The 20199-nt window shown below is 34.4% G+C and carries 18 protein-coding genes; 4 read left to right on the top strand and 14 right to left on the bottom strand.

Translation table 11 applies throughout. The features are described 5' to 3' along the window. Nucleotides 1-40: 40 nt before the first annotated feature. The 13 genes from CSUIS_RS06480 to CSUIS_RS06420 all read right to left on the bottom strand — a co-directional run bounded on the left by CSUIS_RS06480 (nt 41) and on the right by CSUIS_RS06420 (nt 12351). Nucleotides 41-421 (bottom strand): hypothetical protein, encoded by a 381-nt coding sequence (locus tag CSUIS_RS06480; protein WP_152023649.1) that lies wholly within the window; start codon nt 419-421, stop codon nt 41-43. Nucleotides 422-490: 69 nt separating this feature from the next. Further along, complete coding sequence (locus CSUIS_RS06475) at nt 491-946, bottom strand: nitrous oxide reductase accessory protein NosL (protein WP_086237909.1); 456 nt, start codon at nt 944-946, stop codon at nt 491-493. Then, the gene (locus CSUIS_RS06470) at nt 943-1770 is read right to left on the bottom strand and encodes an ABC transporter permease subunit (protein WP_086237910.1); all 828 of its coding nucleotides are present in this window, start codon (nt 1768-1770) and stop codon (nt 943-945) included. Before CSUIS_RS06470 ends, CSUIS_RS06475 begins: the two co-directional genes overlap by 4 nt. Further along, nucleotides 1763-2410 carry an ATP-binding cassette domain-containing protein gene (locus tag CSUIS_RS06465; RefSeq protein WP_086237911.1) on the bottom strand — a complete coding sequence of 216 codons (648 nt, stop codon included), beginning with the start codon at nt 2408-2410 and terminating at the stop codon, nt 1763-1765. The genes CSUIS_RS06470 and CSUIS_RS06465 overlap by 8 nt, the downstream gene beginning before the upstream one ends. 10 nt (nt 2411-2420) lie before the next feature. Next, entirely contained in the window at nt 2421-3317 is an 897-nt protein-coding gene (locus tag CSUIS_RS06460) for a NapH/MauN family ferredoxin-type protein (RefSeq protein WP_086237912.1), read from the bottom strand. 4 nt (nt 3318-3321) lie between these two features. Further along, nucleotides 3322-3765 carry a c-type cytochrome gene (locus CSUIS_RS06455; protein WP_086237913.1) on the bottom strand — a complete coding sequence of 148 codons (444 nt, stop codon included), beginning with the start codon at nt 3763-3765 and terminating at the stop codon, nt 3322-3324. Then, on the bottom strand, nt 3762-4307 hold the full coding sequence (locus CSUIS_RS06450; protein ID WP_236845305.1) for a c-type cytochrome: 546 nt from the start codon (nt 4305-4307) through the stop codon (nt 3762-3764). Before CSUIS_RS06450 ends, CSUIS_RS06455 begins: the two co-directional genes overlap by 4 nt. Then, nucleotides 4297-4974, bottom strand: coding sequence for a 4Fe-4S dicluster domain-containing protein (locus CSUIS_RS06445; RefSeq protein WP_086298047.1), 678 nt, complete (start codon nt 4972-4974; stop codon nt 4297-4299). The genes CSUIS_RS06450 and CSUIS_RS06445 overlap by 11 nt, the downstream gene beginning before the upstream one ends. Beyond that, nucleotides 4967-6181: a nitrous oxide reductase family maturation protein NosD gene (locus tag CSUIS_RS06440; RefSeq protein ID WP_086298044.1), complete on the bottom strand. Its 1215-nt coding sequence runs from the start codon at nt 6179-6181 to the stop codon at nt 4967-4969. The genes CSUIS_RS06445 and CSUIS_RS06440 overlap by 8 nt, the downstream gene beginning before the upstream one ends. Beyond that, nucleotides 6178-6939 (bottom strand): cytochrome C, encoded by a 762-nt coding sequence (locus CSUIS_RS06435; RefSeq protein WP_086237916.1) that lies wholly within the window; start codon nt 6937-6939, stop codon nt 6178-6180. The genes CSUIS_RS06440 and CSUIS_RS06435 overlap by 4 nt, the downstream gene beginning before the upstream one ends. 87 nt (nt 6940-7026) lie before the next feature. Continuing rightward, a complete protein-coding gene (gene nosZ / locus CSUIS_RS06430) occupies nt 7027-9621 on the bottom strand; it encodes a Sec-dependent nitrous-oxide reductase (protein ID WP_086237917.1) in 2595 nt (864 codons plus the stop codon). Between the two features lie 30 nt (nt 9622-9651). Next, nucleotides 9652-10512, bottom strand: a complete 861-nt coding sequence (locus CSUIS_RS06425) for a hypothetical protein (RefSeq protein ID WP_086237918.1) — start codon at nt 10510-10512, stop codon at nt 9652-9654. Between the two features lie 183 nt (nt 10513-10695). Further along, complete coding sequence (locus tag CSUIS_RS06420) at nt 10696-12351, bottom strand: SLC13 family permease (protein WP_086298041.1); 1656 nt, start codon at nt 12349-12351, stop codon at nt 10696-10698. A gap of 288 nt (nt 12352-12639) precedes the next feature. Between CSUIS_RS06420 and CSUIS_RS06415 the strand changes: the two genes are divergently transcribed. From CSUIS_RS06415 to uvrA, 4 genes are all read left to right on the top strand, one after another. Beyond that, nucleotides 12640-13644 carry a Fe(3+) ABC transporter substrate-binding protein gene (locus tag CSUIS_RS06415; RefSeq protein WP_086237920.1) on the top strand — a complete coding sequence of 335 codons (1005 nt, stop codon included), beginning with the start codon at nt 12640-12642 and terminating at the stop codon, nt 13642-13644. After that, nucleotides 13641-15257: an ABC transporter permease gene (locus tag CSUIS_RS06410; protein ID WP_086242558.1), complete on the top strand. Its 1617-nt coding sequence runs from the start codon at nt 13641-13643 to the stop codon at nt 15255-15257. The genes CSUIS_RS06415 and CSUIS_RS06410 overlap by 4 nt, the downstream gene beginning before the upstream one ends. Beyond that, nucleotides 15244-16152 carry an ABC transporter ATP-binding protein gene (locus CSUIS_RS06405; protein ID WP_086298038.1) on the top strand — a complete coding sequence of 303 codons (909 nt, stop codon included), beginning with the start codon at nt 15244-15246 and terminating at the stop codon, nt 16150-16152. The genes CSUIS_RS06410 and CSUIS_RS06405 overlap by 14 nt, the downstream gene beginning before the upstream one ends. A 63-nt stretch (nt 16153-16215) precedes the next feature. After that, nucleotides 16216-19035: an excinuclease ABC subunit UvrA gene (gene uvrA, locus CSUIS_RS06400; protein WP_086298035.1), complete on the top strand. Its 2820-nt coding sequence runs from the start codon at nt 16216-16218 to the stop codon at nt 19033-19035. Between the two features lie 55 nt (nt 19036-19090). Here the strand turns inward: uvrA and nusA are convergent, their stop codons facing one another. Next, complete coding sequence (gene nusA, locus CSUIS_RS06395; RefSeq protein WP_086298032.1) at nt 19091-20194, bottom strand: transcription termination factor NusA; 1104 nt, start codon at nt 20192-20194, stop codon at nt 19091-19093. Between the last annotated feature and the right edge of the window lie 5 nt (nt 20195-20199).

Genomic DNA, 20199 nt, shown 5'->3' with positions numbered 1-20199 from the left:
GTCAAATAGCCAAATGGCTATTTGGTCTATTAGGTTAAAATCAGATTTTAAGATTAAAATCTATATAAATTCCAAGTTGCTTATCCCCATCATATAACTCCAATCTATAATTCATAACTTCAACTACGCATGAGCTTAGCACCACTGAGCCTATGTAGAGACTACCTCTATTTTCTAAATTTGCCTTTATCGTTCCCATATCCATATTTAGCCCATAAATTCGAGCATTTAAATTTTTATAATTATGCTTTAATCCATCTACTTTTAGCGTAAGTGGCACCATAGCCTCAAGTGGTCTTGGATAAAATGAGAAGCTAATTTGATCTCCATTATGCTCTATGGAGCAGTTTTGAGTGTTTAAATCACAAGTTATATTTGATTGGTCTGATATTTTTTGTGTATTATCACTTGGAAGATTCATTAAAAAAGCAAGTAAGCCACCAGCGATAATTGCAATTAAAATATATAAAATTTTTTTCATTTTTAGACCTTAATTTAAGTAATCAATCAATTTTTTATTAATTTTGCTAAATTCAAAAATCCTACTAGCTGAAGTTTTATCAGCAAATTCCTTAGCATCATCATAACTTCTAAATGGTATAAGGTCATCACCGCTAAAGCTTACTATACGACTACCAAATACATAAAACGCATCAGTTGCCTCTATTAGCTCCTTGGTTTTGTAATCAGTAACATATAGCTTTTTAAGGGGGACTACCTCCTTTGGCTTACTAGTATAAATATAGTAAAACATCTGTTTAGCCGAGCTAAAAAGCACTTTTTTGCCATTTTTGTATTCAACTGCTGCTATCCAATCAGGATATTTAAAGACATCTATAAATTTAATAGGGCAGGTTGAATTTACATCTTTAAAAAATTGGCTATTTTTTAGATTTTGGCTAAAGCCAACGCACACACAAAGAGCTAAAAATATTAGCCTTCTCATACTAAATCTCTCCTAGAAAATGATATATACCCAGCTACTAGGCATATTATACCAAGTAAAGTTGGATACACCGCTGAATATATCAAAAAATTAACCCTACCAAAACCATCTAAAATAAAATAAGCAGCAGGCCCAATCACGGCTAAATTTGGATCAAATAAGCTAATGGCCGCTATCCTAAATATCTGTATGGGGTTAGCTAGTGATATGGCGTAGATGATGTTTTCATTTACTAAGCTTTGCATCATTATGCCTATTAATGCTAGGTCTAAAAATGCCAATAAAAATAGCCAAAATAAGAATGAAAATCCAAGCCCAAGCTCACTATTTTTAATAATACTTGAGATTAAAAATCCAAATGATAAAAATACAAAAGATAATACTAAAAGCAGTAAAGTATAGTAAAAAAATAGCCCCCAAGGTATGGCAGTATCCTTAAATATCGCTATAAAAAGTGATAATATAAGAGCTAAGAGTATGGGTAAAAATATAGTAAAAGCCCTACCCAAAGCCTTGCCAAAATAGTATTCTTTAAGCGAAATTGGAAAGCTAAGTAGATACTCTAATGCTCCAACTTCTCTATTGGAATTTATACTTCGCACGGTTGTGATGAGAATGAATATTGGTAAAATTATTATACAAATTTGTATAAATAGCAATAGCATTCTAGTAAGACCGCTAAATCCAGCAACTCTACTATCTACAACACCTGTAACAAAAAATATCGCAATAAGCCCAGCAAACGTAATTAAATAAAATAAAAACCATTTTGAAGCGAAGGTCTCTTTTATATCAATTTTTGCTATTAAGATTAAATTACTCATTATTTGCCTTATTATCTTTAATTATATTGCCTAAATCCATCTCTACAATGCGATTTACTATACCCTTAACTTCGCTTACTCTGTGAGAGATGAAAATTAGCGTATGGGATTGAAATTTGGAATTTAAAATATCCATAAATTTTTCTCTAGCCTTAGGGTCGAGATTAGCAGTTGGCTCATCAAACATTATAGTTTTTGACTCTCTTGCTAGTGCTAGAGCTATTAATACCTTTTGTTTCATACCGCCTGATAGCTTATAAAATGGCTTTTTATACTCTTTTTTATACTCTAAATCTAGCTCTTTTAAATATGATATTATATCATTTAAGTTAGCTTTTGTTGAGCTAACGCAGTAGTGGCACAAATCGCTTACGCTAAGTCTAAGTGGTGGCGGGGTTTGTGGGACGAAGCTTAGATATTTTAGGGCGTTTTTTCTATCTTTGATTGGGTCAATGCCATCTATGGATATAGAGCCATTATCACAGATTATTTCGCCTAAAATTACCTTCATCAAGGTGGATTTACCAGCTCCATTTTGCCCCATTATTAGGAGTTTTTGGCTATCTTGGATATTTAAATTTATATTATTTAATATGATTTGAGAGCCAAATTTTTTAGTAATATTTTCTATTTTTATCAATATTAAATCCTTATAAAAGTTTTTTTAGCATATTATCATAGCTTAAAGCATCTTGATGGCATACATCAATGCACCTACCGCACATGGTGCAATCTCCACTTACTATGCTAAATTTATCATTTGGCTTATCTATATTTTTAGCTTTTGTGATCTCTAGAACTTTTGGAGTGATACAGACATCCATGCATACAGCACAGTGATCGCATCTATTTTTATCCCAGCTGACTTTTATAGCTCTAAATCTAGATAGCAATGAGTATAGAGTTCCAATAGGGCAGATATATCTACACCAAAATCTCCTACTAAAGAATACTTCGGCCAAAAATACTAAAATCACCCACCATATAGCAGCACTATAGCCATAGATTATAAATCTTGATACTATACCTACAACATTGAAAATTTCAAATATCAAATACCCACTAACAAGGCTTAAAATAGCAAAAAATAGCAAAAATATATATCTGATTTTTGTATCAAATTCTCTTTTTTTAATTATCTTTTTGCTAATTAATTTAGCATTTAATCTCTCAGCAAATTCGCTAAAAAAGTTATACGGGCAGACCCAAGAGCAAAAGGCACGCCCAGCAAAAAATATATAAAATGCCAAAATTGTAAAAGCACCAATGAGTAAATTTATCGGCAGTTCGCCCCTACTAAGCGTGATTTGAGCGGTGATAAATGGATCAGCTAGATGAAATCCTACCATTCTAGACCCAGTAATATCGCCTTCAATTATCTGAATATCTGCTATAAATGATAGCACAAATAAAAGATGGATTAGCACCATAGAGCAATATCTATAAAATCTTATACTAGGACGCTTTTTACCACTTTTTGTAATGGTTATAAAGGTAGAGAAAAAACCAGCATTAGCGATGGTTTGACGGCTTTTATATTTATCCATAATGCTATTTAAATTTAGATATTTCTTCAGCTAAAATTGTTAAATTTTCATCGCTGACATTATCTAAAAGTCCTTTCATCAAGCTATTTGGTATATTTCCAGATTTATACTCATTTAATCTAGCTAAAATTTCAGCCTTGCTCTTTCCGATTATTGATGGGGCGATAATTCCAGAGCCATCTTTAGCGTGGCATGGAGCACAGCTTTGTAAGTATATTTTGCTTACGCCATCACTGCTGATTGATACGCTTTGTTTGAGCTCTTTAATCTTATTTAACTCATCGTTTGTTTGAAATTCACTTTTTGAGCTAAAAATATTTTGCGTTTGCTTTGAGGTGGTTGCTACCATCTCTTGTGTTTGTAAATTATCAGAGCTAAAAGCCATAAAAAGCATTAAAATTACAATTAAACAGCTTAATAATAGGGCTAAAATTTTGCCTAAATTCATTTTTGACTCCTAAATTGTTTATTAAATTCACTAATCTCATTAGCAATATCCTTTATCTCTTTATCGCTCATGGCTTTTACAAGGTCGCTCATTAGGATATTTGTCTTGGTTTTGGTGCGATAAGCAATTATCATATTATATATTTGCTCGTTTGATTTATCTAGCAAAGATGGCCCGATAATTCCATTAGCATAATCATCATGACAAGCTGAGCATTTGGTGATAAAATTCTTACTCAATTGCCCTTTTAATAGAGCTTTATTAATGCTTTGCAGCGGGGCTCTAGTAAGAGCAATGGCACCAATTGATTTGGTAGTTTGGTTTGATTCACCAACTCCAAATTTGATATTTTTAGCCCCATCTATATCATAGACTACCCAATTATCAGCTCTGTTTTGAGCAGTTTTATCTCCTTTTTTGATTGTGATTGAGGTTGTACTTTGCTCTTGTGGTTGATTTTTAGGATTTTGCTCGTTTTGACACCCTAAAAATATCATAGCACTAAGTAGTAGTATAATTGATTTTTGCATTTTAATCTCCATATATATCCTTATAGCTTTTATTTGGTAAAATTTCTATTACATTAGCAAAGCAGACTTCTTGGCAAACGCCACATCCAACGCAATTTGGCTCTATTTTTATAGCTGGTTTATCGCTGATTTTTACAAGGCTTATAGCACCTTGAACTGGGCATGAGCTGATGCATAGATGGCAGGTTTTAGAGATATTATCTTCTATAATTTTTTTAGCTTCATTCTCTCTTTGATTGTAGGTTTTACGCTTTAGCAAGGTGCTAACATCGCTTTTGCTTACGCTTTTATCTAGGGTTGCGTAGCATTTTTGCATATCTTTGATGATGGCAACTCCCATTTTGACATCTTTGATTGAATTTATATTGTGATCTAATGCCCCGCTAGGACAGGCTAGAACGCAAGGGAAGAGATCGCATAGATAGCACCCTCTTTTGCTTGGGTCTATGTAGGCTGTGGCTAGATTTATCCCATCATCAAAGCCAAGTAAATTTATACTATGATATGGGCAGACTTGGACGCATTGACCGCATTTGATACATAAAGACTCGAAATTTTTAGCACTTCCTGGCGGTCTAAGATGGAGCTTTGGCTTATAAAATTTATTTATCACTATCCCACCACCAATGGCACCCCCAAGCGTAATAAGGCTAAAAATGCTAAATTCTCTCCTATTCATGATATGGCTCCATTTTTGGGTTTGGGTCTGTTATTAAGAGTTGTGGCTCAGAAAATGGGGCGAGTTTAGAGATGAAATTTAATATACTCATAATTGCACTTCCATAAAATAGTCTTAAATTTGGATAGTATTGCCATAGTGAGTCAAGATAGGTAAAATTCTTATACTCTATATCGCCAATTCCATCTTTATCTCTATCAAATCCAGCATAGTCATCAAAATAATTTTGGCTCCAATCATTTATATCTATTTTTGACCCAGGGGTATCATTAATGGCTACTTCCATATTTCCTATGAAATTATTGTGATTAAATATGCTTTTGTGTAAGGTAGCGTGAAATTGAACTCCAATTGTGTTATATAATATCTTATTATTTTCATATATATTTGTGGTGCCTGGCTGAAATGGGGATTGGTCAAGGTATAATCCCCTAGCGTTGTAGGCTAGAGTGTTATTTTCAATGATAAAATCACTTGTATCTTTCATACCAATACCTACCCCAAAAGCTCCAGTAGAGCTTAGAATTTGATTTCTCCTAGCAGTTGTCCCAGAAGAGAACATAAAAAATATACCAACGGAGTTGTATTTAAAAATATTATCTTCGACCAAATTTTTACCAGCATACATAAAGTGAAGTGAGTATCTACCATATTCTCCATAGTTTTTGCGAATTTGGTTATTACTAGAGTACCATACTACCATATCTCGGCTCTTGTGTAGATGGTTGTTTTCTACTATATTATCATGGCTATACCATAGGCGAATTCCATCTCCCCTAAGACCTAAATCAATAGGCTTTGAAGTGATAAAATTATTAACTATCTTAGAGTCATTACACTGCTTGAAATTTACCCCAAAAAGTGAGTTTTGAATAGTGTTATTGATGATTTCAACTCTACTTGCTCCATCGCAGCTTATGGCTGAATCAATGGTATTATGAGAGTTTCCGCTATTTTCGATGGTTAAATTTAAAAGCCTTACGCCAGAGCTATTTATCTTTATCACATCGCCTGTGCCATTGCCTTTTATAATGGCACTTCTATCTTTGCCATCAATGGTTATTGGCTTATTTATAGTGATATTGCCACTGTAAATTCCACTACCAAGCTCTATTATATCACCGCTATTTGCGCTATCTATAGCATTTTGAAGCTCATTGGCAAAAATATAGCTAGATATTAGGGCAATTAAGCAGAGTTTTCTCACGCATTTTCCTTAAGGTGTTTATTTTTAGAAAATATCGCCAAAATAGATAAAATACTCATAGCAATCATCACCCAAAAGCCTATGGCTGGATATGAATGGGTGGTAAATTGAGCCACTTTACCATCGCCTAGAGCTGTTGGCATAAATGGCTTTATTTTAAATGCACCCCACTCTTGCATATTGTGTCCATACCAGTATAGCCACCCTACAAATGCACTCATAAATAAAATAGGCGCTATAATCGTAGGGATTAATAAAAGTGAATTTCCCTTGCCGTTATAATAAAGATATAAAAGCATAAAGATTGTAGCAATAAGCAAATAGTATGGTGCGATGGCTCTTTCTACATTGCCGCCATACTCCATAGGATACATTCCGATATAGTGATTTATGGTATTCATCTCATGGACATCACCACTATAGCCATCTACATGAAAATATACTGGAATTCCATCTGGAAAGGCCTCTTTAGGGTAGTTTGGAGCCTCAAGTGAGACATACCAAACAGGCAGACTTGGCACTCCGATTTCAGCCCTTGTCTCAATCATTTTAGCTAGATTATCTCTAACTTCTGGTGCCATTAGATGATTTTTGTATTGAATTTTTGTATAAAGATTGTATATTGGATATACATAGCTTGGGATTTGTGCGTTATTTTTAATCTTATTAGCTACCCCATGATATGCAATAACAGGAATAGTAAATCCTATAGTCATTAAAATCAAAGCCAGTAAAGTGTAGAGTTGGTATTTTTTCATCTTTATCCTTTAATTAAATTTAATATCAGTCCATTTGGGCGGATATTAAATTTAATCAGCGAGGCGGAAATCTCCGCCCCATTTATTTTAATACAACCCAGCGTTCTCATCAATCCATTTTAGATACTCTATAATATCTTTGATCTCTTGATCGCTCATATGTTGATTTGGCATTCTTAGATTAAAGAAGTTAATCATAGCTTTTACATAATCCTCTTCATATTTACTAGCTGGATCTTTAATGAATTCAAATACCCATTTTTCGGCATTTTCATGTCTTAGTAAAACTCCAGTTAGATCTGGACCTGAGCTTACTTGACCGATTACATGGCAGCCATTACATCCGCCTTTTAGATACGCCTCTTCCCCGCGAGCTTGCACGGCAGTCATAGGCGTAGCTAGTGCTTTTGTCAGATTATTTTTAGCTCTTAAGCCAACATCGGCAGTTTTAACCATATATTGCCATACTTGATACTCCCAAAGGATAGCACCATTTATATCGCCTTTTTTGTAGGCTTCATCGGCTTTTGCTTTAACTTCAGGGATTTTGCCATATTGATCTAGGGCATCTTCGACAAGTTGTTTGACTTTTGGATACTTCTCAAAGTGTTTCTCTTTTAGAAATTTAACAACACTTTGGATAACATCATCTGTAGCCTTGTTTGTAGCAATAACCTTATTATACTCAGCTTGTAGCTGGGCTGGGCTAAGCTCTTTTAATTTAGCTTGTTTGATGGCTTCATACTTTTTCTTTGGATCTTTGACATATAGATACCCCATCATCTCAAGGTGTAAAGCAGAGCAAAACTCAGTACAATAATAAGGGAATACACCCTCCATATCAGCTATGAAATTTACACTAGCAGTCTTGCCAGGCTCAATTGAGGCATGGACATTGTATAGATCTATAGCAAAGCCGTGAGTCTCATCTTGGGCTCTTTCAAGGTTGGTTAGATAGATAGTTACATTATCATCTTTATTTACCTCTATATGCTCTGGATTTATGTGGCTTCTTACTAAAGTTGCATATACGGTTACATTTTTGCCATTTCTCTCAACCCTCTCTTGACCAGCTAGAGTCATACCCACTGATTGCTGGCCTGTTCTTGAGTTGGTTCCCATTTTGTATGTCATGGCTGGTTTTAACTTACTAGCACTGATTGAGACAACATCGTGAGGCTCACCTAAAGGTATAGGCATATCATAGATAAGCTCCATTTTTGCCCCAGTTATATCTATAAGCTGATGATTTTGTGGATGAAGTGGGCCAACAGGATTAAATCTATCAATTGAGAGTTTATCAAGTGCTAGGGCATATTTGCCAATAGGTTTAGCTGATTTACCCTCCATAGTATCAAGGTGGCCTATATTATAATGGACATTTACTCTATCTAGGGTTTTTAAATTTTTGTAATCCCATTTTACGATTTGACTATCTACATATAGCGAGGTATAAACCACTCCATCTTTAGCATCAAAAGCGTTGTGAAGTGGCCCAAGACCTAACTCTACTTGTCCGTGAAGGGATTTTTGCATATCTAGGATTGGAATTCCAAATGGATCTTTACTTGCAAATTCCTTTTTATCTATTAATGCTTTTATCTTTTTAAAGTCATAGACACTAGCGTGGGTATCTAGCTTACCACCTACTAGGATATATCTACCATCTGGGCTAACATCTACGCCGTGTGGGGATTTTGGCTCAGGGATCAAAAATAGAGCGTTATTAGCCACAGCTACGCTAATAGGGATAACTTTGTGGTTATTGATTATCTTGTAGTTTTTAGGATCTTTTGCTAATTTTTCTAAAATTTGCCAGTTATACATATGCAAATAATCAGTATCATTTCTACTCATACCAGCTTCAAATGGTGGAAGACCCTTTTCTATCCCACCAGTATACATCTCTGAGTTAAAGCTATTTGTAAATGCCCAACCCATAGACTCGCCTTTACCAGCATCACTTAGATCTTGCATATATGGAGGGAGTTCTAGTGAGAATGAGGCTTTCTCATCTATTTTGCCTTTTGGATAATCAAATTTCCAAAATGTAATTGCCCCTCTATAGACAGATTCATACTCTTCAATTGGGTGGTAGTTATTATCTAGCGGAGCTGCGTATTGACTAGCTTCGATGATATACTCGGTATTTGGGGTTACAAAGCTACCGCCGTGTTCGCTTTTCATAATTGGATTTACCACAATTTGAGTAGTTTCAAAGTCGCTAAGGTTGATTACAGCCGTTCTTGGATTGGCTTTATCATTGATAAATAGATAATCCCCCACATATTCGCCATTTTTTTCGGTGAAATTTGGGTGGTGAGTATCGCCCCAGCTTATCTCCTTACCCCTTATAGCACCGCTTTTTAATATCGCCTTACTCTCACTATCATAGCCATAGCCTTGCCACGGCTCGGGAGTAAATACACCTATGTATTTGTAAATTCTCATCGATGGAACGCCATAGACGATTACTTGACCGCTTTGACCGCCAGAACTAAAGACGATATACTCATCTTTACGACCGCTTGGTTGATAGGTTTTAGCCGCAGCTAAGACATCTTTTTCGCTTAAGTTACGCTCTTTCATGATAGTTTCAAGCTCGCTAGCACCAAAAAGGCTAGATAGGCTTAAGCATAAGCCAGCACTAAAGAGTAGTGGCTTTTTGATAAAACTATACATAAAACTCTCCTTTTATAAAATTTGTATCAATTACTCAATACCAAAATTACAAGAAAAAATAGCAGAATTCCATAAAATTATTTGGCTATTTTTATCAATAAACATATCCAAAATTGCATCATTGCCAACTTTTATGCTATTTTTTAAATTTAGATTTAAATCATAAATATATAGATTTGAACTCCAATCGCTAATATAAATAGTATTTTTGTATATTTTTATTTTGCTTATTTGGTTGTTTGAAATTTGATAAATTTGATTTTTGTATATTATTTTGCCATCGATTAATCCAATTATTATCTCATCATCTATGCTGCTAATGGCAGTTGGGATATTTGGCATTTGTGAAATTTTATTTAATTTAAAGTTATCTAGATTTAATTCATAAAGATTTCTATTAAAAGTGGTTATGTAGAGTATATTATTGATTATATGTGTATTTGTGATTTTGGAATTTAGATTTAAATTTGATTTTTTATATATGCTATTTATCGTATCGTATATTACTATATATTTGGTGCTAAGAGTAAATATTATCTTATCTTTTATGATATTTATAGAAGTTATGCCATCTATGATTTTTGTCTTTACTGGATCTAATAAAATTTGCTTATCGCCTTTTGGGTTGATTTGTATAGCATATCCGCTATCTAATCCAGCTATGAGATTTGAATTATGAAATTTAATTATATTGATTTTATCTGATTTTGCCTCTATAGTGGATGTGATTTTATAATTTTTATCCATTAGATATAGGTTTTTACCATCGCTATATGAGATTTTATCTTGGCTAAAATCTGCAATATTTATATTTATATTTGAATTTAGCATTGGTTGGCACTTAGCAAAAACCATCAAAACAAATGAAAAAATACAAAGCAAAAACTTCATATCTAAATCTCTTTATATATTATTTCTTATAATTGATATTATTTATATAATGTTTAATTATACCATATTATCTTTTTATTTAATATTAAAATTAAAATAATTTTATTAAATTTCTAAATTTATTAATTTTTAAAATAGTAAGTTGCGAATGGATTAGCTAGGCGAAATTGCCTAGCTAAGGTTTTATAAGCTTATTTTAAATACTGCAGTTGTAAGGAATATGACTGTTAGCGTGATTAAGAATATACCAATGATATTTAGCCATAAACCAGCTTTAATCATATTATTGATTTTTACATATCCAGAGCCATAAGCAATAGCATTTGGCGGAGTGGCAACTGGTAGCATAAACGCACAAGTTGCCGCAAGAGCTACAGGAATTGTAAATATCATTATATTTTGACCCTCATATCCTAAGCCAATTGCCACCCCAGCTATAACTGGTAAGAATGCGGCTGCGGTAGCTGTATTTGATGTGATCTCTGTTAGGAATATTACTAGAGCAGTTACAATCAATATAATAAGTATAATTGGCATAAATCCAAGTGCTGATACTTGGTGTCCTATCCATAGTGATAAGCCAGTTTTGCTAAATTGAGCTGAAAGTGCAAGACCGCCACCAAATAAGATTAGAATATCCCATGGGAGTTTTTTAGCCGTATCCCAATCAATTAGTCTTTCGCCATTTGAATTTGCTGGAATTATAAATAACAACACAGCAACGCTCATCGCAATAACTGAATCTAAGCTAGCGACCTTGATTCCATAGTGTTTAAAGATAAATCCAAGGAATATCCAACAAAGTGCCGCTAAAACAAACACGCCACCCACTAGCCACTCAGCTCTACTCATTGAACCTAGCTTTTTATACTCATTATGAATAACCTCTTTGCCACCTGGAATTTCACTAATTTCAGGCTTAAATAGCACATAAACTAAAAGTGCCCAACAAGCAATTAGCATAACAATCGATAGCGGAACGCCCATTAACATCCACTCACCAAATCCAATCTCAATACCAAATTCATTTTTCATATGAGCTACTAAAAGTGCATTTGGCGGGGTCCCAATGATAGTCCCAAGAGAGCCTACAGAAGCAGCATATGCGATACCAAGCATTAGAGCGATGCCGAAATTTGAGGTGTAGGCTTTGGTTTTATCTTTGATTTCGCTTACTACATCTTTGCCTTTATGGATAACGGCACTTGCAAATCCGCCTTGAGTGCCTTGACGACTGATTTCATCCATATGATTTGTATCGACTTGCTTTAGCTCATTATCTTTGCCAGTTAATTTGCTAACTAGATGAAGCACAGATAGGCCAACTGGTAGCATCATAACCGCAGTTGCGGTATTGCTAACCCACATAGACATAAAGCCAGTAGCTATCATAAATCCAGCTACAAGCCTTCTAGGACTAGTGCCTACAAGAAGGACAATCCCAAGGGCTATGCGAGTGTGGAGATTCCATTTTTGCATAGCAAGGGCTAGAACGAAGCCACCCATAAATAGATATATAGTATCACTAGCGTATGGAGTAGCGGCATTTTTAAATGTATCCACGCCAAGAATAGGGAATAAAACCATAGGAAGTAAAGCCGTAGCTAGTAGGGCTATTGCTTCAGTCATCCACCATATACCCATAAGAACCGCAACAGCAGCTACTATGGGAAGAGCATTAACATTTAGAGTTTTACCATTTGCAGCTGCGGTGGCTATCTCACCAGCATTGCTTGGCATAATGTAATAAACAAGCATAGCTGCCAAAATACCGCCAAAAAGACCGATGATTTGAACAGCATTTGTCTGTTTATCAACAGGAATATTTGGATTTGCCATTTATTAACCTTTATTGTAGAATTATTTAAGATTACATTATATCAGTAATTTTTTGAATTTGACAAAATTTATTTTAAATTTGGTAAAATTTTTATAAATATGTGTAAATATGTAACATATTATTATAATTTAAATTTAAAATTCTCTTTTTAAATTTATTTAAATTTATCTATTTAAAAATGGTAAATTTAGTAGATTAATAGAAATTAATAACCATTATCATTTATTTATCATTTACTTTATGTCGCTATTATTTCGCAATCAAAATTATAAAATTTAGGAGAAAATATGAGAAAGGTTATCATCACTGCACTGCTTAGTGCATCGGCTTTGATAGGTGCTGAGCTTAATATATATTCAGCTAGACACTATGATGCAGATTTTGAGATATATAAAAAATTCGAAGCTCAAACTGGTATCAAAATAAACCACACAACAGCAAAAGCTCCAGAGCTTATAAAAAGACTTCAACTAGAGGGCAAAAACTCTCCAGCTGATATATTTATCACTGCCGATGTATCAAATTTAACTGAAGCTAAAAATGCAAATGTATTAGCCCCTGTGAATTCTAAGGTTTTAAAAGATATAATTCCAGCAAATTTAAGAGATAAAGATGATATGTGGTTTGCCATTACTAAAAGGGCTAGGATTATAGCTTATAATAAAAATGCTAATGTTGATTTAAATTTAGTTAAAAATTATGAAGATTTAGCTAAGCCAGAGCTAAAGGGTAAGGTATTAATGAGAAGTGCGACTGCACCATACTCTAAAACACTTCTAGCCTCAATAATTGCAAATGATGGCAAAGATGAGGCTAAAAAATGGGCAAAAGGGGTGCTAGATAATCTAGCTATGGCTCCAAAAGGTGGCGATAGAGATCAAGCAAGACAGATGATAGCTGGAGTGGCTCCGTATGCTGTTATGAATACATATTATATAGGACTTCTTAGAACTTCTAAAAATCCAAAAGATGTAGAAGTAGGCAACTCAATTGGAGTGATATTCCCAAATCAAGATGGTCGTGGAGCTCATATAAATGTAAGCGGTATAGCTATGACTGCATCTAGCAAAAACCAAGACGCAGCTAAGAAATTTATGGAGTTTATGCTTAGCAAAGAGGTGCAAACAATGCTTACAAATATCAATTATGAATTTCCAGTTCGCCTAGATGTAGAACCTTCAGATATTGTAAAGGATTTTGGCAAATTTAAAGAAGATAGTATAGCCGTATCGAAGATTGCTGATAATGTCAAAGACGCTGTGCTTATATATGATGAAGTAGGATTTAGATGAGAAAACGCACAAAAGCTATAAAATTCCTAGGGATTTTACTAGCTTTTTTGGTGATTATCCCTGTTATTAGTATTTTTATTGAATTTGGCACATATCTATATCAAGCCTTTGCTGGTAGTGATCTAGCAAGGCTTGAAGAGGTCTCTAAAAATTTAAATCACTTTTTTGATTTTCTATTTTTAAGATTTGTCAAAGATACATTTATAGTAGCATTTTTTGTGCTTGTGATTTGCTATATTTTGGGTGTTTCTACGGCTTATTTGGTTAGTAATTATAACTTTTATCTATCTAAAATTTTAGAAAATTTACTTATATTGCCACTTGCTATTCCAGCTTATATTTTAGCTTTTGTCTATGTGGGGATTATGGATTATGGTGGGGAATTTCAAAGCATTTTTGGCTTTAGGATTGATATTTTTAATATTTATGGCGTTATTTTTGTGCTTAGCATATCTTTATACCCATATGTATATTTATTAGCCAAATCAGCCTTTAAGAGCGAATCTATGGCGATTTATGAGGTTGGTAAAATTCACGGCTATAGCGAATTTAGTATATTTTTTAAAGTTAGCATTAAGATAGCTATGCCAAGTATTATTGCTGGGCTTATGCTAGTTTTAATGGAGGTTTTAAGCGACTATGGAGCTAGTGCGTATCTTGGTGTTGATACTTTTAGTGCTGGAATTTTTAAGACTTGGTATGACCTTGGAGATCCATACTCATCAAGTGCGTTATCTGCGATTTTGATGTTTTGTGTTTTTGGACTTATGTATGTAGAGTATAGGGAGCGTCAAAAGAGTAAATTTAGCTTCAATCAAGATATTAGCGATTTTATCAAAAAAAGAGATTTGAGTAAATTTAAATCTACAATGGCTACGCTTTATTGCCTTATAATCTTATTTGTTGGCTTTATATTGCCACTTTTATGGCTTGGATATTGGGGTTTAAGGGATTATAAGCTTTTTGAGATTGAGTTTTATATGCTTAGTTTAAATTCGCTTATTTTAGCTGGGGTTACTGGGGTTATCACAACTATTTTGGCATTTGTTTTATGCTTTGTAGCTAGGGTTAGTAAGGATAGTAAATTTAGCTTTTGGATACTTAAGGCTAGCTCTATTGGATATGCTATTCCTGGGGCTGCTATTGGGGTGAGCTTGATGATAGCAGCGGCGTTTATCGGTAATATATTTGGTGTGGCTATTTTGGGGGTATCATTTAGCGTATTGATATTTGCTTATGTAGTTAGATTTTTAGCTACTGCTATATACTCAATTGATGGGGGATTTGCTAAAATTCACTCATCAATTGATGAGGTTGGATATATGCTAAGACCAAGCTATTTTATATTGATGATTAAGCTATATATGCCACTTTTAAAGCAGTTTTTCTTGCTTTCATTTTTAGTAGTTTTTATAGATACTATAAAGGAGTTGCCGCTTACTAGAATGCTATCGCCATTTAGCTTTGAGACCTTAAGCGTAAAGGCGTTTTGGTATGCTACTGATGAGAGAATTTATGATAGTGCGTTGCCATCTTTGATGATTGTGATATTATCGCTATTTGTATTGATTTTTACCCATATATTTATAAAGGCAAAAAATGCTAAAGATTAAAAATTTGCGTAAAAAATTTGGTCAAAATGAAGTTTTAAAAGGGATTGATTTAACGCTTAAAGATAATGAAATTCTATCTATTTTAGGTAGTAGTGGTAGTGGTAAAAGCACACTTTTGCGTTGTATCGCTGGCTTAGAAAGTAGTCAATATGATGAGCTTAGTTGCGATTTAAATATTGGATTTATGTTTCAAAATTATGCTCTTTTTCCTCATCTTAGTGTATATGATAATATAGCTTTTGCTCTAAATAAATTAAATAAAAATGAGATGAATTTAAGGATAAAAGAGCTTTTGGTTAAATTTGGCATAGAGGAGCTAAAGGATAAAAAGCCAGATCAAATCTCAGGCGGACAGGCTCAAAGGGTGGCTTTTGCTAGGGCTATTGCAGCTGGTGCGAAACTCTTGCTTTTAGATGAGCCATTTTCAAATTTAGATCAAGGATTAAAAGAGAGCTTAAGAGCGGAGTTAAAAGATATGATTTTAAAGGAGGGTTTATCAGCTATTTTGGTAACTCATGATATTGATGATGCCTATTATTTAAGTGATAAAATTGCTCTGTTTGATGGGGGCGAGATATTAGATATTGGGGCTCCTAAGGAGCTATTTTATAGCGTAAAAAATCCAAAAAGCATTCAAATGCTAGGCAATCTAAATCATATTAATTTAAATTTACCAAGTGGAGATAAATTTTTTGATTGGATTAAATCACGCAATAATATATTTGCCTATTCTGAAATTTATATGGGTGGGGAGTTTGAAGCAGATGTGATTGATAAGAGCTTTATTGGGCTATTTTATAAGGTTGAATTAGAGTATAAAGGGGTTAGATTTTATGCTCTTTGGCCATCATGCCTTAGGGTTGAAAATAGGGTTAAATTTGGATTTTACGATTAATCTTATATCTCATTATTAAATTTTAGATATAATCCAAGATTTTATTAAAAGTATGGATTGGATATGAGTGAGATTATTAAAATTCGAGGTGCTAAAGAGCATAATCTAAAAAATATTAATTTAGATATTCCAAAGAATAAATTAGTTGTATTTACAGGTCTTAGCGGTAGTGGTAAGAGCACTTTGGCTTTTGATACTTTATATGCTGAAGGGCAAAGAAGATATATAGAATCGCTCTCAAGCTATGCTAGGCAATTTCTTGATAGGGTAGCAAAGCCTGATGTAGATCATATCGATGGGCTTACTCCAGCTATTGCAATTGACCAAAAAAGCACTAGTAAAAATCCACGCTCCACAGTGGGGACGATAACTGAAATTTATGATTATTTAAGATTATTATATGCTAGGATTGGTATTCAGCACTGCCCAAAATGCAATCAAGTAGTATCTAAAATGAGTGCAAATGATATAATAGAGCAAATTTTAAAACTCCCACAAGGTGCTAAAATCACGATTTTATCCCCAATTGTAAGAGAGAAAAAAGGTAGCTTTGCTGATACATTAGAGAGCCTAGCAAATAAGGGTTTTATAAGAGCGATGATAGATGGCGTGATGGTGCGTTTAGATGAAGATATAGAGCTATCAAAGACCAAAAAGCACACCATAAAAGCCATTATAGATAGGGTTGTAGTAAATAGTGATAATGCCTCTAGAATCGCTGATGATGTCCAAAAGGCTCTTCATGAGAGTTTTGGTGAGCTTGAGATTGAGATAGCAAATGCCAATGAGCTTGGTATAGATAATTCACATATACACTTTAGCGAACATAATGCTTGTTTTGATTGTAAAATTAGTTTTAATACCCTTGAGCCACTTAGCTTTAGCTTTAACTCTCCTAAGGGCGCTTGTCCTAGCTGCGATGGGCTTGGAATTCGCTTTAGCTTGGATTTAAATAAGATAATTGATGATAGCTTAAGCATTGAAGATGGAGCTATAAAGGTTATGTATGGCTTTAATAAGAGTTATTATTATAAATTTTTAATCGCATTTTGCGAACAAAATGGTATTAATATCAAAACTCCATACTCACAGCTTGATGATGATGCTAAAAGGCTTATACTATATGGCAATGCTAAGGGGATTGAGTTTTTATGGAAGCGACATAGGATTAATAAGCATTTTGAAGGGGTTTTAAAAGTCGCATATGAAATTTTAAAAGATGATAAAGATTTTGGCGAGTATATGATTGAGAAGGTTTGTGAGAGTTGCGGGGGCGATAGATTGTGTAGCGATAGCTTAGCTGTTAGAGTAGCCTCTAAATCAATTGGTGATATTATTAATATGAGTATAGAAGATGCTACTAAATTCTTTAGCGATAAAGATAAATTTGAATATTTAAATAGCCAACAAACCTTAATCGCAACGCCGATTTTAAAAGAGATTAATGAGAGATTATTTTTCTTATATGATGTAGGGCTTGGATATATTAGCCTTGGTAGGGATGCTAGGACTATTAGCGGTGGAGAAGCTCAACGCATAAGGATTGCTAGTCAGATAGGGAGTGGATTAAGCGGGGTAATGTATGTGCTAGATGAGCCAAGCATTGGATTACATGAAAGGGATACTCTAAAGCTTATTAAAACCTTAAGAAATTTACAAGAAAAGGGCAATACCGTAATTGTCGTAGAGCATGATAAAAAGACCATTGAAGCAGCTGATTATATAGTAGATATTGGTCCTGGGGCTGGGGTTTATGGCGGTGAAGTGGTATTTAAAGGCACATATAAGGAGCTATTAAATTCCAAAACCCAAACAGCACAATATCTAAATGGTAAAAAAGAGATTAACTACTATCAAGGCAGAAAGCAAAAAAAATGGCTAAATTTAAGCGGTATAACAATAAATAATATCTCAAATTTAAGCGTTAAATTCCCACTTAGCAATCTTGTAGGCGTTACTGGTGTAAGTGGAAGTGGTAAAAGCTCATTAGTGCTTAAAGCGCTACTTCCAGCAGCTGAAATAGAGCTAAATAGAGCTAGAAAATTCCAAACACTAAAAGGGGCAAAGATAGAAGGATTAGAGCAGTTAGATAAGGTTATATACCTAGATCAAAGCCCAATAGGTAGAACCCCACGCTCAAATCCAGCTACTTATACAGGGGTAATGGATGAGATAAGAGCTCTATTTGCCGCAACTAAAGAGGCTCAAATAAGAGGGTATAAAATCGGACGCTTTAGCTTTAATGTCAAAGGCGGTAGATGCGAAAAGTGTAGCGGAGAAGGGGAGATAAAGGTTGAAATGCACTTTTTGCCTGATATTAGCGTGGTTTGTGATGCGTGTAAGGGAACTCGCTATAATTCTCAAACTCTAGAGGTAAGATATAAAGGCAAGAATATATCTGAAGTATTATCGATGAGCGCTGATGATGCTTTGGAATTTTTTGCTAAGGTGCCTAAAATTCACTCTAAGCTTAAAACTATTTGCTCAGTTGGTCTTGGCTATCTTACGCTAGGGCAGCCAGCTACTACGCTAAGTGGTGGGGAAGCTCAACGCATCAAACTAGCCAAAGAGCTTAGTCGCACTGATACTGGCTCTACGCTTTATATCTTAGATGAGCCTACAACTGGATTGCATTTTAGCGATGTAGATAGGCTAACTGGCGTATTACACCATCTGGTGGAGCTAGGAAATTCAGTCGTGGTAATAGAGCATAATTTAGATGTGATTAAAAATTGCGATTATATCATAGATATGGGGCCAGAAGGTGGAGCAGGTGGTGGAAAAGTAGTCGCCAAAGGTAGCCCAGTAGAACTAGCTAAAGGCTATAAAAAAAGCAGATCGCATACAGGAAAATTTCTAGCTTTAGAGTTTGGTATGGAGTGAAATTTAGTTAAATTTTAAGATTTTTACAAGCCTTATTTCAAGGCTTGTAACTTCATCAAAGATCTCCAAATAGGGCTTTTAGATTTTTTAATCCCTCTTCGTTATTTATCTGATTTGATTGGCTTGTAGCGCTTAACTCTTGTAATTCAATCTCATATTTTGTTAGCATGCTTGCTAGTCTAATATTTATACCACTAGCACCAATTGCTTTTGATTTTTGCTCTGGCACTAAAGAGACAATGGCCTTTTCTCCATCTATTTTCACAGAGCTTACTATGGCTGGAGCTAATGCACGAGCTACGAAGATGGCTGGCTCATTGCTATACTCAATTGCATCGATATTTTCGCCATTTAACTCATTGCTAACAGCATTAATCCTTACGCCCTTTACCCCTACTGTGGCACCGACTGCATCGATATTTGGAGTGGTTGAGTATAGGGCGATTTTAGCTTTTTTGCCTGGAATTCTAGCACTATTTTGAATGATTACTCCGCCATCTTTTATCTCAGGGACTTCAGCTTTTAAGAGTGCTTCAAGAAATTTAGGTGAGGTGCGAGATAGCTCGACTTTAATGCCATCTTTTTTATCCAATTTTACGCTTTTTATAACGCATTTTACCACATCGCCTACTTTAAATTTCTCATCTTTAATGCGATTTTTCATACTCATCACAGCTCTAATCTCATCAATCTCTATAAAGGTATTTTCATCATTATCAACCCTTGTAACAGAGCCAAAGACAAGTGAGCCGACCTTGGCATTGTATTTTTCAAAAATTTTCTCCTCTATAAGGCGTTGAATGTGATACTCTATCTCACGCCCCAATACCCCAGCCGCACTGCGACCTAAATCCTCAATATTTATCTCATAATTTAAGCTATCTCCTATCTCAAGGCTCTTATCAAACTCATGAGCCTTAGCAAGACTTATAAAATGCTCATCATCTAAACGCTTATCATCATCTTCTACAACTAAAATTTTTTGGTATAAAACTATATTTTTAGTAGTTGGATTTATCGTTGCTTCATACTCACACTGGGTGCCATATAGCTTCTTAGCAGCTGATTCGAAAGCCTTTAAAATTCTAGCTTTCACATCTTCGATGCTTAAATTTTTCTCATGAGCGATTGACTCGATTATATCTGATATTTTCTCCATAAAAT

Source organism: Campylobacter porcelli, from assembly GCF_002139855.1.
Classification (GTDB): domain Bacteria; phylum Campylobacterota; class Campylobacteria; order Campylobacterales; family Campylobacteraceae; genus Campylobacter; species Campylobacter porcelli.
The sequence above is the reverse complement of the archived record's forward strand: the minus strand, read 5'-3'. Positions and strand labels throughout refer to the sequence as shown.

Coding starts and splice junctions, on each gene's coding strand:
- CSUIS_RS06415 (WP_086237920.1), top strand. CDS start 12,640: ATGAGAAAGGTTATCATCACTGCACTGCTTAGTGCATCGGCTTTGATA.
- CSUIS_RS06450 (WP_236845305.1), bottom strand. CDS start 4,307: ATGGAGATTAAAATGCAAAAATCAATTATACTACTACTTAGTGCTATG.
- CSUIS_RS06470 (WP_086237910.1), bottom strand. CDS start 1,770: ATGAGTAATTTAATCTTAATAGCAAAAATTGATATAAAAGAGACCTTC.
- CSUIS_RS06445 (WP_086298047.1), bottom strand. CDS start 4,974: ATGAATAGGAGAGAATTTAGCATTTTTAGCCTTATTACGCTTGGGGGT.
- CSUIS_RS06480 (WP_152023649.1), bottom strand. CDS start 421: ATGAATCTTCCAAGTGATAATACACAAAAAATATCAGACCAATCAAAT.
- nosZ (WP_086237917.1), bottom strand. CDS start 9,621: ATGTATAGTTTTATCAAAAAGCCACTACTCTTTAGTGCTGGCTTATGC.
- CSUIS_RS06420 (WP_086298041.1), bottom strand. CDS start 12,351: ATGGCAAATCCAAATATTCCTGTTGATAAACAGACAAATGCTGTTCAA.
- uvrA (WP_086298035.1), top strand. CDS start 16,216: ATGAGTGAGATTATTAAAATTCGAGGTGCTAAAGAGCATAATCTAAAA.
- CSUIS_RS06455 (WP_086237913.1), bottom strand. CDS start 3,765: ATGAATTTAGGCAAAATTTTAGCCCTATTATTAAGCTGTTTAATTGTA.
- CSUIS_RS06460 (WP_086237912.1), bottom strand. CDS start 3,317: ATGGATAAATATAAAAGCCGTCAAACCATCGCTAATGCTGGTTTTTTC.
- CSUIS_RS06435 (WP_086237916.1), bottom strand. CDS start 6,939: ATGAAAAAATACCAACTCTACACTTTACTGGCTTTGATTTTAATGACT.
- CSUIS_RS06410 (WP_086242558.1), top strand. CDS start 13,641: ATGAGAAAACGCACAAAAGCTATAAAATTCCTAGGGATTTTACTAGCT.
- CSUIS_RS06405 (WP_086298038.1), top strand. CDS start 15,244: ATGCTAAAGATTAAAAATTTGCGTAAAAAATTTGGTCAAAATGAAGTT.
- CSUIS_RS06425 (WP_086237918.1), bottom strand. CDS start 10,512: ATGAAGTTTTTGCTTTGTATTTTTTCATTTGTTTTGATGGTTTTTGCT.
- nusA (WP_086298032.1), bottom strand. CDS start 20,194: ATGGAGAAAATATCAGATATAATCGAGTCAATCGCTCATGAGAAAAAT.
- CSUIS_RS06475 (WP_086237909.1), bottom strand. CDS start 946: ATGAGAAGGCTAATATTTTTAGCTCTTTGTGTGTGCGTTGGCTTTAGC.